The 17828-nt window shown below is 47.1% G+C and carries 12 protein-coding genes and 1 tRNA gene; 1 reads left to right on the forward strand and 12 read right to left on the reverse strand.

Features of this window, described 5'->3' with window-relative positions:
* Positions 1-3 precede the first annotated feature (3 nt).
* On the reverse strand, positions 4-699 hold the full coding sequence (locus B9Y59_RS13195) for a response regulator transcription factor (RefSeq protein ID WP_085534035.1): 696 nt from the start codon (positions 697-699) through the stop codon (positions 4-6).
* Positions 700-1032: 333 nt separating this feature from the next.
* Positions 1033-2418 carry a condensation domain-containing protein gene (locus B9Y59_RS13200; RefSeq protein WP_082402070.1) on the reverse strand — a complete coding sequence of 462 codons (1386 nt, stop codon included), beginning with the start codon at positions 2416-2418 and terminating at the stop codon, positions 1033-1035.
* Positions 2419-3761: 1343 nt separating this feature from the next.
* Here B9Y59_RS13200 and B9Y59_RS13210 point away from each other — a divergent pair.
* Positions 3762-5519: a site-specific DNA-methyltransferase gene (locus tag B9Y59_RS13210; protein ID WP_085534039.1), complete on the forward strand. Its 1758-nt coding sequence runs from the start codon at positions 3762-3764 to the stop codon at positions 5517-5519.
* A gap of 291 nt (positions 5520-5810) precedes the next feature.
* Here B9Y59_RS13210 and leuD read toward each other — a convergent pair whose 3' ends face one another.
* From leuD to B9Y59_RS13265, 10 genes are all read right to left on the reverse strand, one after another.
* Entirely contained in the window at positions 5811-6296 is a 486-nt protein-coding gene (gene leuD / locus B9Y59_RS13215) for a 3-isopropylmalate dehydratase small subunit (protein WP_054323235.1), read from the reverse strand.
* 13 nt (positions 6297-6309) lie between these two features.
* The gene (gene leuC / locus B9Y59_RS13220; RefSeq protein WP_054323236.1) at positions 6310-7578 is read right to left on the reverse strand and encodes a 3-isopropylmalate dehydratase large subunit; all 1269 of its coding nucleotides are present in this window, start codon (positions 7576-7578) and stop codon (positions 6310-6312) included.
* Positions 7579-8411: 833 nt separating this feature from the next.
* Complete coding sequence (locus tag B9Y59_RS13230; RefSeq protein ID WP_085534043.1) at positions 8412-9191, reverse strand: Cof-type HAD-IIB family hydrolase; 780 nt, start codon at positions 9189-9191, stop codon at positions 8412-8414.
* An 880-nt stretch (positions 9192-10071) separates the two neighbouring features.
* Positions 10072-11727, reverse strand: coding sequence for a dihydroxy-acid dehydratase (ilvD, locus tag B9Y59_RS13235; protein WP_085534045.1), 1656 nt, complete (start codon positions 11725-11727; stop codon positions 10072-10074).
* Between the two features lie 84 nt (positions 11728-11811).
* Positions 11812-13320 (reverse strand): lysine--tRNA ligase, encoded by a 1509-nt coding sequence (gene lysS, locus B9Y59_RS13240; RefSeq protein ID WP_085534047.1) that lies wholly within the window; start codon positions 13318-13320, stop codon positions 11812-11814.
* A 114-nt stretch (positions 13321-13434) separates the two neighbouring features.
* Positions 13435-13923: a transcription elongation factor GreA gene (gene greA / locus B9Y59_RS13245; protein ID WP_085534049.1), complete on the reverse strand. Its 489-nt coding sequence runs from the start codon at positions 13921-13923 to the stop codon at positions 13435-13437.
* 270 nt (positions 13924-14193) lie between these two features.
* Positions 14194-15342: an FRG domain-containing protein gene (locus tag B9Y59_RS13250; RefSeq protein ID WP_143255320.1), complete on the reverse strand. Its 1149-nt coding sequence runs from the start codon at positions 15340-15342 to the stop codon at positions 14194-14196.
* 601 nt (positions 15343-15943) lie between these two features.
* Positions 15944-16609, reverse strand: a complete 666-nt coding sequence (locus B9Y59_RS13255) for a manganese catalase family protein (protein ID WP_054323299.1) — start codon at positions 16607-16609, stop codon at positions 15944-15946.
* 433 nt (positions 16610-17042) lie between these two features.
* Positions 17043-17453 (reverse strand): hypothetical protein, encoded by a 411-nt coding sequence (locus B9Y59_RS13260; RefSeq protein WP_085534051.1) that lies wholly within the window; start codon positions 17451-17453, stop codon positions 17043-17045.
* A gap of 200 nt (positions 17454-17653) precedes the next feature.
* Positions 17654-17731 (reverse strand) — tRNA-Pro (locus B9Y59_RS13265).
* Positions 17732-17828: the final 97 nt, after the last annotated feature.

Below are 17828 nucleotides of genomic sequence, written 5' to 3' on the forward strand. Positions count from 1 at the left end.
CCCTTAATTTGGATCTTTGACCTCAAATTTGTAACCTACGCCCCAGACGGTCTTGAGCGCCCACTGGTCAGAAACCCCCTCCAACTTTTCGCGCAGGCGTTTGACATGGACGTCCACCGTGCGGCTATCGCCATAATAGTCAAATCCCCACACCTCGTCCAAAAGCTGGTCGCGTGTAAATACACGGTTGGGGTTGCTCGCCAGGTGATAGATCAATTCCATCTCCTTCGGAGGCGTATCGATCACCTTTCCATTGACTTTCAATTCATAATTGGTCAAATTGATGCTGAGTTTATCATATTTAACCTCTTTAATCTGATTTTCATCGCTCTTTCCAAAGCGGCGCAACACCGCCTTGATGCGAGCGACCACTTCCTTTGCCTCAAACGGTTTGACTACATAGTCGTCTGCACCAAGTTCCAAGCCCAGCACCTTGTCAAAGACCTCGCCTTTTGCGGTCAACATAATGATTGGACATTGCGATTTCTTTCGAATCTCCCGGCACACCTGCCAGCCATCCAATTCCGGCAGCATGATGTCCAGCATAATGAGATCCGGATTTTCTTGGTCGAACATCTCTAAGGCTTTCCGCCCATCATTTGCGATCACCACGTCAAAGCCTTCCTTTTCGATATAAAGGCGCAGTAATTCGCAGATATTTTGATCGTCATCCACCACTAGGATTTTTCCCGATGCCATCAATAACGCCCTCCTTTAGTCACAATGATCTGCAGCCTGTCCATTTCTCTACCGCTCTCGTTTCCCTTTTCCAACCGACCGCCAGGCTGTACACTAAGAAACATTTTCATAGATTTCTAGTCTATTATAGGATACTCCCCTCTAAAAGTCATGAATATTTTATAAATTCCCGATTGGTCCATAGAATCTACACAACGGATACGCCAGAACGTACTTCTTCCGCTTTACAACCATTTTTCTCTATGGATATTCATTTCTTTCTCAGAAAAAATCCATAAAAATAGGGGACCGCGCATCCTCTATGGGTGCGCGGCCACGCCATCTCCATATCTCTTACACAGTGCGCAAAATTTCATCGATCGTCATATCGGGGTTTTCCACGCCCATAAAGAGGATCTTCATCAGATAATAATACATCAGCTCCACATCGTGCGGCGACAATTCCGCCATTTGATATTTGAAGTAGAACTGCAACCCCAAATCGCTGGCACTGTGCATGACGGTCAGATACACCTTTTGAATGGCTGTCCCATTGGTAAGCCACTCGGTTTTAAATGGAATCCCGTGCAGCTGTTCGTTCTGTAGACGCAGTGGCAGAGGTTGGTAGGTCAATGCCACCGAATCATAGGTCGTATTCTTCGGCGGATGATAACACGCCTGAAACATTCGGTTGACCTCCAACGGGTCAAAGTCGACATGCCGGTAGATGCTGTTCTGCAGGTCTTGAATCATGCGCACACCGTCTAAAAATTCCGTTTCGGGTTCCAGAATGGTCCGGCAGGGGAAACAGTGGGTCCGTGTCCCGCCGGATGTTTTATTGAGTAACGTGGAGCGCCTTGAGACATAATTTCGAATGGTAACATCTTTTTCTCCGTCATTCATTTTGGACAGATAGGTCCGCAATCCCATCAGCAGCAGATTGGTCATCGAAATTTCATTTTCCATACAGTAATCCATCAGGCGGCGTGTCGGCTCTGGTTCCAGGTGGTAAATCGCCCGGCCTACGCGCAGGTCGTCCATCTCCCGATCCGCAGCGCGCAACAGTGGATTTCCATACTTTTTCCGGCAGGCTTCTAGCTTCCAACGCCCCGTGACGTCCGTATAGATCGGTTCTCCGATGGCCACTTGCTCTTCCCAGAAGGCCCGGTCTTTCGCCGTTCGGGATGCGTTGTCCTCTTTGGCAAGGTCCTTTTCCAAAGCCAGGTGATACAGCGGCGGGTCCTCCGGCATGGGAGCGCCATAGGCAAAGTGGCAATATAATCCCATAATGTCGTTAATCATCAGGATCATTCCGGTGGAATCTGTCAGGCGATGATCAATTCGCAGATAAATTCCATTGTACCCATCCGGCATTGCCACCATAATAAATTCGTTCATCGGTGAATCCACCTGCTCAAAAGGTTGACTGGACCATTCCTCCAACGTTGCGTTGATTTCCTCCTCCGTTTTTCCCCGGAAGTCCACCAAACGGATGTCGCGTGGGTCATAGGAAGCAAAGTATTGAAATACCTTTCCATGTTCATCTCGGGCGGTAAAACGGATACGTAGGGATTCCTGCCGCGCATATTCCATCTGGATACAGTGTTTCAATAAGCCAAAATCCACCCCGGCCCGAATGGTCATGCAGACACAAATGTTTACCTCCTGCGGACGGTTATACTCCAGGATCTTATGGTCTTGTAACCTCTCGGCTGCACATAACGGATAAAAGTGTTTCATAACGATTCCTCTTTTCTTTGCCTTTCAAATGTCTTCCCCAACTTTTTACAATGGATGTTTCCCATATTTGGAAACCCGTTATTTCTATTTTACCACATAAATATCAAAAAGCCAATGCGCATGTTTCCCATGAAAAAGGCGAATTTTCGGATATTTTCTCGAACTATAAGAAGCTCAACCAACTTATATTCACTCTGAAATAAGGAAAACGCCATCCCGGAGTTTTATACACGTCCGCCTTAGAATCAATAAAACCGTTTTCTTGGCTGCTCCTGGTAACCCTGCGACGTGCTGTAGAACCAGCCCGTTTCATTCCTATCAGCCTAAGCCTATTTCCACTAAACGAGCAACTCGATTGAACGTCTTTCTCTCTGTTTTGTTTTAGAGTTGCAACGATTCCATGAAAGCGGGTTCACTCCCCTTTTGTCAACCTACTGCTCGGAGTTTTATACACATCCACCTTAGAAACAGTAAAACCGTTTTCTTGGCTGTTCCCGGTAGCCCTGTGACGAGCTGTAGAACCAGCCTGTTTCATTCCTATCAGCCTAAGCCTATTCCCACTAAATAAGCAACTCGATTAAAAGCTTTTCTCTCTGTTTTGTTTTAAATTTGCAACGATTCCATGAAAGCGGGTTTACCCCCCTTTCATCAACCTATTGCTACGGATACGACTATAGGGACATTGTAAAATCTTATTCCAAGTCTTGTTTCAGATTTACAATCATTCGATAAAAACCGGTATAGTCGTTCGCCGGATTTTTCTGTATTTGATATAGGAAAATCTGGCAATCCACATTACAAAACCGGCGTTGAAAATACGCTTGTCCGCGCTTCTTCACCATTTTGCAGGTAAGTTTGATTGTTTTTGACGAACCAGATGAAATCCACTTCGCCGAACAACCGACCGCGTAAAAAGACATGTCCAGATAGCTAGCGCCGCAAATGAAACGATGTGTTCCTGTTCCTTTTCTAACGAGCTGAAAACGCTCCTTTCACGATATGGATTTCTGATTTAGGAACATCTGGCTCCGCCGAAAATCAAACAGCAATCTTTTGAAGTTTAAAACCTTGGTTGATGGCAAATTCCAAGGCTGGTATAATAGGACCGATAGACAAGTGCAAACAAAGGAACACCCGGGCAGTATACCGGGACGCGCTGTCCGAAATCGCTGTCTCATCGGCAAGAAACTCTTCGCTGATACCGGAACGCGCTGTCCGAAACAGTCAGCAAGAGGTCTGGAAACGGCAAAGCAGATTTTCCCCTTGGGAAACAGCCTTTGAGAATGCTGCCCAAAAGATGCACGAGCAGGTTGAACAGATACCCTATCTGCGGAGGAAAAATAATGCCAACACTGGAATGGATCGGAAAAGAAAAAGTGGTGAATCACCACCAGGAAGTGCCGTACCGGGTGCTGGAACGCCAGTACAGCTACGATGAAGCTGGACAGCACGCCGAGGACAACGGCAGTGAAAACATGATTATCCACGGCGATAATTTGGAAGCGTTAAAGGCCCTGCTGCCCCGGTACGAGGGCAAGGTAAAGTGCATCTACATTGATCCTCCCTACAACACCGGCAACGAGGGCTGGGTATACAACGACAACGTCAACGACCCCAAGATCAAAAAGTGGCTGGGCGAAGTGGTGGGCAAAGAGGGCGAGGACCTCTCTCGCCATGACAAATGGCTGTGCATGATGTACCCCCGCTTGAAGCTGCTGCAAAAGCTGCTGGCGGAGGACGGAACTATTTTTATTAGCATTGACGATACCGAATACGCGAATTTAAAGCTGGTTTGTGATGAAATCTTTGGAAACAACTGCTTTGTTTCGAATATTTCATGGCAGCGGACTTATTCAACCCGGAACGATTCCAAAGGGATTGTAAACGAAGTGGAACATCTGCTTGTGTACAGCAAACAGCCGGGCTGGAATCCGAACAAACTGCCTCGGACAGAGGAAATGGATTCCATTTATAAAAATCCCGATAACGATAGGACTTCATGGGCAAGTGATAACCCATTCGCACCAGGTGCAGCAACACATCAGGGAATGGTATACGCCATTCAGCACCCTTTTACTGGAAAGATGCTGTATCCCACCAATAGCCGGTGTTGGACATTTGGACAAGAACAGATGCTGGAAATTATGCGTGGTTGGTGTGATTACGAACTGCGAGATATAAACGATGCAAAGGAGCGCGCCGCCGTCTGTGGCGTACCAGAATCGGAAGTGCGCGAAGGGGTTCAGGCGATCGTCCTGTCAAAATCCTTGGAAGAATCTGCCGCGCAAGCGAAAGAGGTATACCAGCGCGGACAGTGGCCACGATTCTTCTTCACCAAAGGTGGAAAAGGTGGTATTCGTCGAAAAACATACCTCAAAAATGTCGGTGGAAAAGTACCTACGAACCTTTGGCCTTATAGCGAAACGGGCCATACGGATGAGGCAAAAAAAGAAATACTGGCAATTTTCAATGGGAAAGCCACATTCGATACCCCCAAACCGTCTCGGTTCATTGAGCGGATTCTCCAAATTGCATCCACCCCAGATTCCCTCATTCTCGACTCTTTTGCCGGTTCCGGCACTACCGCCCACGCCGTGCTCAACATGAACAAGGCCGACGGCGGCCACCGCAAATTTATTCTGGTGGAAATGATGGACTATGCCGGCAGCATCACCGCCGAGCGGGTCAAAAGAGTAATCGACGGCTATGGAGAGGATAAAAAGGCCGTGGAGGGCGCCGGCGGCCAGTTCAGCTATTACGAACTTGGGCCTGTGCTTCTGTTGCCGGACGGCAACCTCAACGAAGAAGTGGGCGCGCAGGAAATCCGGGAATATGTCTACTATATGGAGACCAAAGAGCCCCTGCCCGCCGGACAATCGAAGGACGAGCCCTATTTCATGGGCCTATGCCGCAATACCGCCTATTACTTCTATTACGAGCGGGAAAGCATCACCACGTTGGACTACGCCTTTTTATCTACAATTCGGACCAAGGCCGAAGGCTATATCATTTATGCCGATCTATGCGCTATCCCTCTGGGAACACTGCGCAACCACAACATCCTATTTAAAAAAATCCCTCGGGATATTGCACGACTGTAAAGGAGTATACAGACAGGGGGCGGATGATGTACCGCGATAAACGGAAGCTTGCCCTATCTGACCGCCGGTCTCCTGTTCGGCTAGAATATCCCTTATGATTGCGGGGATATCCATTTTGAAAACCTGCGCTGCCCGATCACTTACTTTCGAGCATGCAGAATACCATCTGGTAGTCAAACAAGACATTCCGTAGAACCGTTAAAATCCATATCAGCCCATAAAAAGGGGAAGCATGTGCCCATGCTTCCCCTTTTTCTTTGACGAAGGTATTTTCCTCTCGTCCAAATACCCTTATTTTTCTGTAATGCTCTTGAGTAAACCGCCCTTTTCGATGATGTTCTGAATGAACGGTGGAAACGGCTGCGCTTCATAGGTCTTGCCTGTTGTTACATCGGTGATGACTCCCGTATCAAAATCCACTTCCACCTCATCGCCAGCCTGAATCTCCTTCGCCGCAGCATCACATTCCAAGATTGGCAGTCCAATATTGATCGCATTGCGGTAAAAAATGCGAGCAAATGTGGATGCAATCACACAGGAGATCCCGCTTGCTTTGATTGCAATCGGCGCATGTTCTCTCGATGAACCACATCCAAAGTTTTTGTTTGCTACCATGATGTCGCCGGACTTTACATTCTTCACAAAATCCTTGTCGATATCCTCCATGCAATGCGAGGCCAGTTCCGCGTGGGACGCAGTATTCAAATAACGCGCCGGAATGATGACGTCCGTATCGACATTATCCCCATATTTATGGACCAAACCATGTGCCTTCATGTTCCGTACCTCCTCAAATCTTATCCGGGTCTGTGATATAGCCCGCCACCGCGCTAGCCGCCGCAACCGCTGGGCTCGCAAGGTAGACCTCGGATTCTACATGGCCCATCCGGCCGACAAAGTTGCGGTTTGTGGTGGAAATCGCACGCTCTCCTTTTGCAAGAACGCCCATGTGGCCACCCAAGCAAGGCCCACAGGTCGGCGTACTGAAAATTGCGCCGGCCTTAATAAAGACCTCGGCAATCCCCTCTTTGATCGCCTGCAGATAAATATCCTGCGTGCCCGGAATCACAATACAACGCACACCCTTTGCAACCTTACGTCCTGCCAGGATCTTTGCCGCGGCGCGCAAATCCTCAATCCGCCCATTTGTACAGGAGCCGATTACACACTGCTGAATTGCAATCGGCTCCATCTGCGCAATCTCGTCCACCGTCTTGGTATTCTCCGGAAGATGCGGGAATGCAACCGTCGGGCGCAGCGCAGACAAGTCAATCGTCACCGTGGAATCATACTCTGCATCTGCGTCCGCGCTGAAAACGACTGGCTCACGTTGGAAGCGCCCTTCGCAGTATTCCAGGGTTACGCCGTCCACTGGGAAAATACCATTCTTTGCTCCGGCCTCAATCGCCATATTTGCAATACACAGGCGGTCGTCCATACTCAGGTGTTCGACTCCCATACCGGTAAATTCCAGGGACTTATAAAGCGCGCCGTCCACACCAATCTCGCCGATCAAGTGTAGGATGACGTCCTTGCCGCTCACCCAACGGCCCGGCTTTCCCGTGAGTACCACCTTGATGGCGGACGGGACTTTAAACCAGGCCTTCCCGGTAATCATTCCCGCAGCCATATCTGTAGAACCTACCCCAGTAGAGAAGGCGCCCAATGCGCCATAAGTACAAGTGTGGGAATCCGCGCCGATCACACAGTCGCCGGGGCCTACAATGCCCTTTTCCGGGAGCAATGCGTGTTCAATTCCCATCTGACCGACATCAAAGAAATTTTTGATGTCATATTTATTTGCAAAATTCCGCGTCTGTAGGCACTGTTCTGCCGCTTTGATGTCCTTATTCGGCGTAAAGTGGTCCAATACCAGCGCGATGCGCGTATTGTCAAACACCGCATCGGCACCACATTTTTCAAATTCATTGATTGCAACCGGTGCAGTAATATCATTTGCCAATACCACATCCAGCTTTGCTTCGATCAGCTGTCCCGCCACCACATGGTCCAAACCCGCATGTGCTGCCAGGATCTTCTGGGTCATGGTCATTCCCATCGGATTTTCCTCCTTAAAGTGTCTTTTCAGTATTTTTATTGTAACACGGTTTTCCGATTCTAAATGTAAACCGCACTACAATTCGTTCGTTTTTATCCACTGCATCCTGTTCACATCCAGACAAGGGTACGGATGCCCGACAAAACAGGTTTCTAAAAGCTTATCACATTCGCCCTTCACATGGAACATTTCGGTTTTCCATCCATACAGACAAAACGCCACCTGTTGGAAAAAAGCGTTCCATCTCATTTACATTTTTTGATCAATCGGTAGGAATGCCGAGACACCTTTTTCAAATACACGCCCAAAGATAGCATCTGTTGGGAAGTATCTTTGAAAAATTCCCCTTTGGGCGGATTGGTTCGAAGCTTATCGAATCCCTTTCTCACCCTACGTACGCAAGAGCAAGCCTCTCTAAAAAGAAACGTGCTAGTCGATACGATCGAATTCCCCATATGAGCAAAAGGTAGCTCCTTTCATTCCCTGTGCGCTCCACCTAACCCCACACAGGAGTGTGCCAACCGCGCACGAGCCGATCATCGGAAAACGCTCTTCCAAAGGTACGTCTACAAACAATTTTAAGAGAAGCACTGTGTGCTTGTCCCCTGGAAAAACAAGTCCCTGGAACATTTTGAAACGTATCCCAATAATCATCCACTGCTGGCTATTCCTTGCACCCGCCTGTTCCTTCCCTCTATTCGGACAGCGACACATGCGCTTTGCCTTTCCTCACTTTCCAGTCCATCGGCCGGCTGGCAGGACTTCCTCTGTAATCCCAAACAACCGCCCAACCCTCTATCTTTCGAAGCGGCATTTGCTGTTTCTCACAAAAATTATATCAACTTATGTTCTTTACAATAAGAGTAAATCCCATCATTCGCTACATCATCACAAATATGGTTAGCAACCGCTTTTAATTCCGAGGAAGCATTCTGCATGGCAACTCCTGTACCAACTGCCTGTAACATTTCAATATCGTTATTTCCATCACCAAATGCCATTGCTTCTTCTTTGGATAACTGATAATACTCTAACATTTTGGCAATCGCGGTTCCTTTACCCCCATTTAGTGGAATAATATCTACCGCACGATCCCACCATGCTGTAATTTGAGCCTCCTTAACATTTTGCATAATGGTTTTATAATCATTTTTTCGACAACCTAACATGATTTGATAAATTTCTTCTTTATCCGCCACTACATCAAAATCAATAGCAGCTTTCAGTTTAAGTCCGCCAAATCCATAATACTCACTTAAATCATTGTCTTTCCCGTTAGCCACAAGCCTGCTTTTTGTAGCTAAGGATAATGGCCGTCTTATTGCATGAGCGTTTTTTATAATGGTGTAGACATCTTCTTTTTTTAAGGGATTACTAAGTATAGTCTGATCCTTAGTAAAACAATAGGAACCATTATAAGTCAAAAAAGCGTCAAACTCCACATTTGGAAAACACGGTACTTGCATTGGCGATCTTCCCGTAGCAATGCAAATCTTAATTCCATTATTTTTGAGTTTTAATAATGTTTCCAATACCTTTTCTGAAATTTCCTTTTTTCTCATATCAATCAGCGTTCCGTCAATATCAAAGAAAATTATCTTTATTTTTTTCACAATCAATCCTCCTTAATTTGCATGATATTTTTTATAAGCAATAACCAGCTGACTTCCCCGGCGGCCCCATATATTCAATTGTTGCATTTTTATATTTTTTGTAGTTCATCCTGCATCTACGTCTCATGCCTTAAAATGCCTTTCCTAAATTCACTGTATCTAATACATACTTTTTATTCTTATTCCAATTTTATAAATCTCAAATTGATTTAGATAAAACTAGGTATCTTTTTTACTATCGAAAGTATTTTTTCTTTTGTTGCCCTCTGTTAATTTTAAAAATGCATCAAAAGACAAAGCAACTGGCTCTTAATACAAACCGTTCAGCCTTTTTATATCATAAAATTTTAATATTGTCATTTCTTTTCTGCTTCTAAAGAAGCTACTTAGCAGCCTATGATTTGTAAAAGGTACTAAAGTATTTCTTACGTGACACACCCTTGATAAACCATACGCTAATAAATTTCTAGCAATCAAGCAGAAATGAAACACTATGTTGTTTCACAGTATAGAAAAAGGTACTCTATTTCAAGTACCATTCTCCCATATCTTTACATAGGGCTCTTTCATTTGTTGTAATTTCGTCGTAAATTTTTTGCTTTTTTCTTTAGTTGCTTTGCTAATAAGCGCTCTATTCGCGCAGATATTCTTGATTTTTTTACCGTTTTTATATCGAAAAACGCTCTGAATCGGGGGCCTTCGTCCGGATTCAGAGCGTCTTTTTGGTTTTGCACAGGCATCTTTGCAAAAACGGAAACGGCTTTTCTATTGTAGAATACGCCCCTGGATTTCCTTCACCCGGCTCTATACGAAATAGTTTTCTCCTCCACAATCCTTCTTCTGAGAGAGAACTCCATCCCGGTTCATCAAACCGAAAAACTTAGTCTACAAATACAGCGCCCTTGGAGCCAGAGGTCACAAGGCTTGCATAACGCTTAATATAACCCGTCAAATGCTGTTCCGGCGCCTTCCAAGCCGCACGGCGTTTTGCCAGTTCTTCCTCGCTCACACGAACATTCAGCTGACGGCCTGTGATGTCCACATCAATGATATCTCCATCCTGAATCAGTGCGATATTGCCGCCTGCGGCTGCTTCGGGGGAAACATGGCCAATCGCTGCACCGCGCGTTGCACCGGAGAAACGGCCATCGGTAATCAGCGCTACGCTCGATCCCAGGCCCATTCCGGTCAGTGCGGAGGTCGGCGTCAACATCTCCCGCATACCGGGGCCGCCCTTCGGTCCCTCATAGCGGATAACCACCACATCGCCCTCTTTGATCTTACCGCTCAAGATCGCCTCAGAGGCATCTTCCTCACAATCAAAGCAACGGGCCGGACCCACATGCTGCATCATCTCGGGTGCAACAGCTCCCTGCTTCACCACCGAGCCCTCCGGGCAGATATTGCCTTTGAGCACCGCGATACCGCCGTCCGCACGGAACGGATTCTCCATCTTGCGAATGATCTCGCCATCCGCATCCGGCGCAGCTTCTACACGGTCGCGCACAGTACCGTAGACGGTTTGCAAATCCAGATGGATCAGGCCCTTGCGGGAGAGTTCTTTCATCACAGCGGGAATTCCTCCAACCTGGTTCAGGTCCGTGATAAATACCTGGCTAGCTGGGTTCAGCTTACAGATCTGCGGCGTCGTACGGCCCAATTCATCGATCTTGTCAATATCCAGCGGGACCCCCGCCTCATGGGCAATCGCCGTCAGATGCAGCACCGAGTTCGTAGAGCAGCCCAATGCCATCTCTCCGCGCAGCGCATTTTCAAAAGCCTGTGAAGTCAAGATGTCGCGCGGACGCAGGTCTTGTTCCAAAAGTTTCATCACTTGCATTCCAGCTCGCTTCGCAAGGGCAATGCGCTCGGAATAAACGGCCGGGATACTGCCGTTGCCGGGCAGCGCCATTCCGATTGCTTCAGTCAGGCAGTTCATCGAGTTCGCCGTGTACATTCCAGAGCAGGAACCGCAGGTCGGACAAGCCGATTTCTCCAATGCCAAAAGCTCGTCCGCATCGATCTTTCCGGAGGCATAACTGCCCACTGCTTCGAACATCTCCGATAGGCCAAACTTGGTGCCGTTATGCTCGCCGGGAAGCATGGGGCCGCCGCTCACAAAGATGCTCGGCAGGTTCATGCGGCAGGCAGCCAGCATCATGCCGGGAACAATCTTGTCGCAATTGGGAATAAAGACTGCTGCATCCAACGGATGCGCCGTCAACATCACTTCAATGGAATCTGCAATCAGTTCACGAGAACAAAGGGAATACTTCATCCCCTTGTGGTTCATGGAGAGGCCGTCGCATACACCGATGGTCTCAAACTCAAATGGGACGCCGCCTGCGTTGCGAATCCCCGCTTTTACTGCCTCAGAAATGTCCTTTAAGTGCCGGTGTCCCGGTATGTAATCGCTGGCAGCACTGACAACCGCCACAAAAGGGCGCTTCATTTCATCATCGGTTAGGCCCAATGCGCGCAGAAGGGAACGGTGTGGCGCACGGGTAGAGCCTTCTTTCATCAGATCGCTTCTCATGATGACCTCTCCTTTTTGATTAAAATTGCGCGCGGATTCCCCGCCAAAGGGAACCCGCGCTTCGTAAACTCCAAATTTTTCGTCTTAGTCGCGCGGCTTCATCGTGGGGAACAGCAGAACGTCGCGGATGGATGCTGCATTGGTCAACAACATCACCAGACGGTCCACACCAATTCCCAACCCGCCCGTGGGCGGCAGGCCATACTCCAACGCGGTCAGGAAATCCTCATCCACGTCGCATGCCTCTTCGTCGCCCGCTGCCTTCAGGGCAGCCTGCGCCTCAAAGCGCTGCCTTTGATCGATCGGGTCGTTCAGCTCGGAGAACGCATTTGCATGCTCACGTCCAACGATAAACAGCTCAAAGCGCTCGGTATAGGCCGGATTTCCCGGCATCTTCTTCGCCAGCGGAGAAATCTCCACCGGATGATTCATCAGGAAGGTGGGCTGAATGAGCTTCTCTTCACAGTACTCGTCAAAGAACAGGTTGAGAATATCGCCCTTCTTATGGCGCTCTTCATACGGGATGTGACGTTCCTTTGCCAAAGCCTTTGCCTCTTCATCGGTGGCAATGGCATCGAAGTCAACACCTGCATACTTTTTCACTGCATCCACCATAGAGATGCGTTCAAATGGTTTACCGAGGTCAATTTCTACGTCGCCATAGGTGATAACGGTTGTACCCAACACCTTTTGAGCGACTGTCCGAATCAGCTCTTCGGTAATATCCATCATGCCATTGTAATCGGTGTACGCCTGATAGAGCTCTAGCATGGTAAATTCCGGGTTGTGGCGGGTATCCATACCCTCGTTGCGGAAACAGCGGCCCAGTTCGTACACCTTATCAAAGCCGCCCACGATCAATCGCTTAAGGTACAACTCCAGTGCAATGCGCAGATACATATCCATATCCAACGTATTGTGATGCGTGATAAACGGCCTCGCAGAAGCACCGCCCGCGATGGTGTGCAACACAGGGGTCTCTACCTCCAAGAAGCCCTTTTCGTTGAGAAAGTTTCGGATCTCTGTGACAATCTGGGAACGGCGCACAAAAGTATCCTTGACCTCCGGATTGACGATCAGGTCCACATAGCGTTGACGATACCGCAGATCGGTATCCTTGAGGCCGTGGAATTTTTCCGGCAGCGGCAGTAGGGATTTGCTGAGCAGCTTGATCTCCTTTGCATGGACCGAGATCTCTCCCCGCCTTGTTTTAAAAACAAAGCCGCCGACGCTGATGATGTCCCCCAAGTCCCAGCTGGCCTTCATCTCCTTGTAGGACTCTTCGCCGACCTCGTCAATCTTGACATACACCTGCATGCGGCCTGTCTTGTCATGTACATCCAAGAAGCTGGCTTTTCCCATATCGCGCCAGCTCATCAGGCGCCCTGCAATACATACATCCTGATTTTCCAGTGTCTCAAACTGGTCGCGAATCTCCTGCGCATAATGGTCACGCGGGCAGGTCGTAATCACAAATGGATCTTTCCCTGCCTCCTGCAGCTTCGCGAGCTTATCCCTCCGGATCTGCAAAAGTTCATTCAATTCCTGTTCCGCCTGCACAGCCTGCGGCTGTTCATTCTTATTTTCACTCATGTTCAGCTCTCCCTACTATTTTACCCGGCATATCCGGGCTTCCTGATATTGCACAATCATAAAGCAAAAAGCGGCTGGGACGCGCTTCACCGCTGTCCACACGCCGCTTCCTTCTTATTTGGAGATGGCCAGTACCTCGTATTCCATCACCCCTGCCGGGACCTCCACTTCGATTATGTCGCCAATACTATGGCCCAGCAGCGCCTTGCCAACGGCAGATTCATCGGAGATGTTGCCGGAAAGCGGGTCCGCCTCGTTGGAACCGACAATTTTATAATTGTAAATGTCCGTCTTGCCTGTGCGCGGGTTATTGACGCGCACCTCCACCTTTGAACCAATGTGAATATTCTCGTTGCTAAGCTCGCTTTCATCAATCACTTTCACATTTTTCAATGTGACCTCAATGTCTGCGATGCGTGCTTCCATAATGGCCTGTTCGTTTTTTGCCTCATCGTATTCGCTGTTCTCGGACAGGTCGCCGAAGGACAGGGCCACTTTAATTTTTTCCGCAATCTCTTTTCGTTTGACACTTTTGAGCTCTTCCAGCTCCTGCTCCAGCTTTTCCAGGCCTTCCTGGGTCAAGATCACCTGTTTTCCTGCCATATCACTCTTACCACCTTTTATGATCGTCGCACCCGCGGTGCAGCATTTTGAAAAATGCGTACATTTCTTTTAATTATAATGAAACCGCCGCCCCATGTCAACACTTGCTGAAGCAGACAAAGGGAAACGGTTGTCGATTCCTGGCAAAAATGAAATTTCTTTTCACAAAATATGTTTCAGATAAAAGGATACGCTTTTGCATACATACTCCGCCTCTGTGGATATTCCAATTTTCAAGCAACCATCCCCCTATGTTGGACGCGCTGCTTCTCAATAGAAGTGTTTTTTCACCCGCTTTGCAATGTGTTCGACGTCCGGATAGATATACGCTTCATCGATCCCAATATATTGCAGTTCCATCAAGAGCTTCCGTTTCTTTTTAGCTGGTATTAATATACTGGCAAAATTGAACCAAATATCCTTCAACTCCAACGGCTCAATGTCGTCCTCCAGGACAAACCGGCTGGCAACCGCGCGATCAAACTTCTGTGAAAAAGATTCCCCTTCCTCCCAGTTGCTCTTGGCCCGATAAAAATCGGCCAACCTTTCAAACGACATCTTGTCCACAACAAAGCACGGGCTCGAACCAAACGATAGAGTAGGCGCTTGTATCTGCTCTTTGTAAATTTCTTCTAGATCTTCGCTCAAATGGGCCAAGTTCTTTTCCCCTTTCCCTCCATAGTGGTAATACTTTATATCCGCCGTATCCCGAATATAATTGTGAAAAAGTAAAAATACTGACTTCTGCGCTTCCATCCTTCGGTCCAAATAAATCGGTTTCACAAAGAGCGGCGAGGTATCATGCAAGTCTGTATATACCTTAAAGAGATAATCACTGACGGAAAGATTGGACTTTTCCAACCAACCATCCAGAGGCATGTTTAATAAATATGGGATGAGGAAAAGAGAGGATATACATTCTACAATAGGCTCATCAAAATGGCTCAACCAGCTTCGGGTAAAGACAACGCGCCCCTGCTTTGAGGGATGTTCTGCACAGGCAAAATACAACGCTACCAATGGGTTCTGCGTAAAGTCTAATAGGCGCGTAGGGATTCCAAAGTGTTGCATTTTGGACAGCTTTTCAAAGTTATGGTTCGTATTGCTGAATAAGTCCGGCATTTCTGAAAGAAAACTGACCGCCAAGTCATGTTCCAAAGCATACGTCTTCCGATTCTTACCCGAGTTTCTCAAAATGGAAGGCAACAGCCACCATTGGCTGTCCGCCATCCCTCGATATAATAAATCCCCTCCAGGATTTTTTGAAAACGAAAAGGAAAGAGTCTCCACCAATTGAATATAATCACTCAAAGACTCTATTTTAAAGGTTGTATGGTCATAGTACCGATCGGTGGAGGCCACTGAAAAAGATTTTAAACTACCCTTTTTTATGATACTGTTCAAGTCAAATTCCAACATGATAAACACTCCTCTGCCAATCGCTGCCTTCTATACCGATATTATGACATCAAACGCCTAACCGGACAATAGGCACTCGGTACTCCGCGGGAATTTTTTGTAAAAATACGCCTTATTCGCTCACGCCCTACAGAACGCCGGGTGTACTTGACTTGCATCGGCAGATGTGCGCTGCTAAGGACGCCGTTTAACGATACTATTTCCGGCCAGATCCCCCAAAAGCTCGAATGCAAACGTGTCAGATTCTCACACCGATGTTTTCCCGCGAAAAGTATCCGCCGTTCAATCGGCTGAACTGAAAAAAGAGTCTGGACGCAAATTGCGTCCAGACTCTTTCTGACAAAGACGATTAAAACCGGTCTTCTCCCGATCATAAAAAAACCGCCCTCTGGGCGGTTGGAAACGGAGGAACATCTGCGTAAGCGCGCCCCGGCTTGGAAAGGACTGTTAAAATGGAATTTCAAGGTTTTTACTATCTAAGTTTCACAAAGATTTTATAAATTCTAGTACCTTTTTAAAGAGCCGCACTGTAATCGATTGGAGAATCGCCCCGGCCTATTTTTGATAAAAATATCCGCACATCTAAAGTTCTTCAGAATCTTTACTGCGTAAATTTGGGTGCAGTTACATTGTTGCCGGCAAAGGCGTTAGGACCCGGATTTGAGAGAGAGAAATACATCTTCGCCGCCTTGGTAGTGCCAAAATCCTGGTTAGAACCACTCTCTTGCACTTCATTAAAGGCGTCCCGGAACATCTGGTTGTGTGCCTCCTCACGGTTCAGAAGAAAGTCGATGGTTTCTCTGACTTTTTTGTCCTCGATTTGGCGATACAGATATTCATACACTACTTTGGCTCGCTGCTCCGAAGCAATATTGCTGAGAAGATCTGCACAGAGATCGCCGGTGACGGTGACATAATCCGCTGTCCAAGAGTAGCCTGATGCATTGATCAACCCAGGATTTAGCCCCAGCAAGACATGGGTTTCAATCTCGCCAGCCTGAACTTTGTCTGCTTCCACATCGTGCCCGTTGAGCAAATGGATCGTTTGGGCTACCATCTCCATATGGCTTAACTCCTCGGCCGCAATATCCATGAATAAGTCCTTGATTTTGGGGTCTTTAATACGGAAACTTTGAGACATATACTGCATAGCAGCCTTCAATTCCCCGTTGCCACCGCCGAGCTGCTCTTGCAGCAGAGCTGCATACTGCGGGTTGGGACGTTCTATCTCTACAGGATGAAACAATTGCTTTTCGTGCTTAAACAAACACACCACCCCTTTCATTTCGTTATGAGTAGAGTCTCCTTAAAGCTATAAAATTATTCATAAAAATGCTATCTGATTCTGTTTACCCAAGCCACCATAAAAAACGGGGGATACGTGGATTATGCCTTTGCGAAACACCATAAAATCAAACATATACTTCTCATTATGACTGCTTCTGATAAAGCTATCATTCTAAAATAAAAAGGAACCTGTTTTTGATTACAATCAAAAACAGGTTCCTTTGCTGGGTTTACGTTACAAAAAAGCACCCGTCGTAAACACGAACGCAAAGCTGTAATAAAGCAAAAACCCCAAACACGGCTTGCGCGTCGAGGCTCTCGACTGGTCGGAGTGGAATGATAGGCCTTGGGAAAATCCAGTAAAACCAGGAGTTTATTGCCGGTAGATTAAGATGCTTTTCACCCAAGATAGCTTATTGTTTCTTTCCCTTGGGGCGTGAGCCGGATAGATGAACCGTTGGATAGTCATCGTTACTTTTTTTCGTTCCATATAAGTCTGCACGCATCGCCTTAATTAAGTTAGTAAGTATTTTATTGTGTTCCTCACCGCTTATTGGTTGTGCCGATTTCTTTGCTGCGCCGTGAAACTGCATCAAAATACGGACGACCTCCGCACTGCCTACGAGTATCAGACGATTCTGAGCATCATCGAGTTCTCCGTCTTCATCTTTCATAAGCACATTATTACTAATCGCTTTTACATAATTTGTATAGTACTCTTCTTTGAGCTTACGCTCCTCAAATTTCAATTGACTTCTTTTCGTGAGATAATTTGTAATAACAGCAGTAAGTACCGCAACCAATGCGCCGACAATAGCAACCATAATTTCTGTATTTACTATGTCCCATCTTCTTATAACATAACCCCAGATAATGTTTGTACTATATCCTGTCCAACAAATCCTATCACTCAATTTTGTTTTGTAATAAATTATAGGACTTTGCCTTATTCGTTGTCCTGTAAACCCGCATATATCTGGACATAGCAAAAGACCGCCGACAAAAGCCGACGGTCTCCTTACAGTGGTCCGAGTGACAGGAGTTGAACCTGCGGCCTCTTGAACCCCATTCAAGCGCGCTACCAAAACTGCGCTACACCCGGATTTAGAACATTATTTATCATAGCATATATCCCATTAAAAAGCAAGAGTGAACTTGCGCATTTTGGATATTCTTAAGAATTTCAGGCGGTTTTCATC

The sequence above is a fragment of the Anaeromassilibacillus sp. Marseille-P3371 genome (assembly GCF_900169665.1).
Lineage (GTDB): Bacteria > Bacillota > Clostridia > Oscillospirales > Acutalibacteraceae > Anaeromassilibacillus.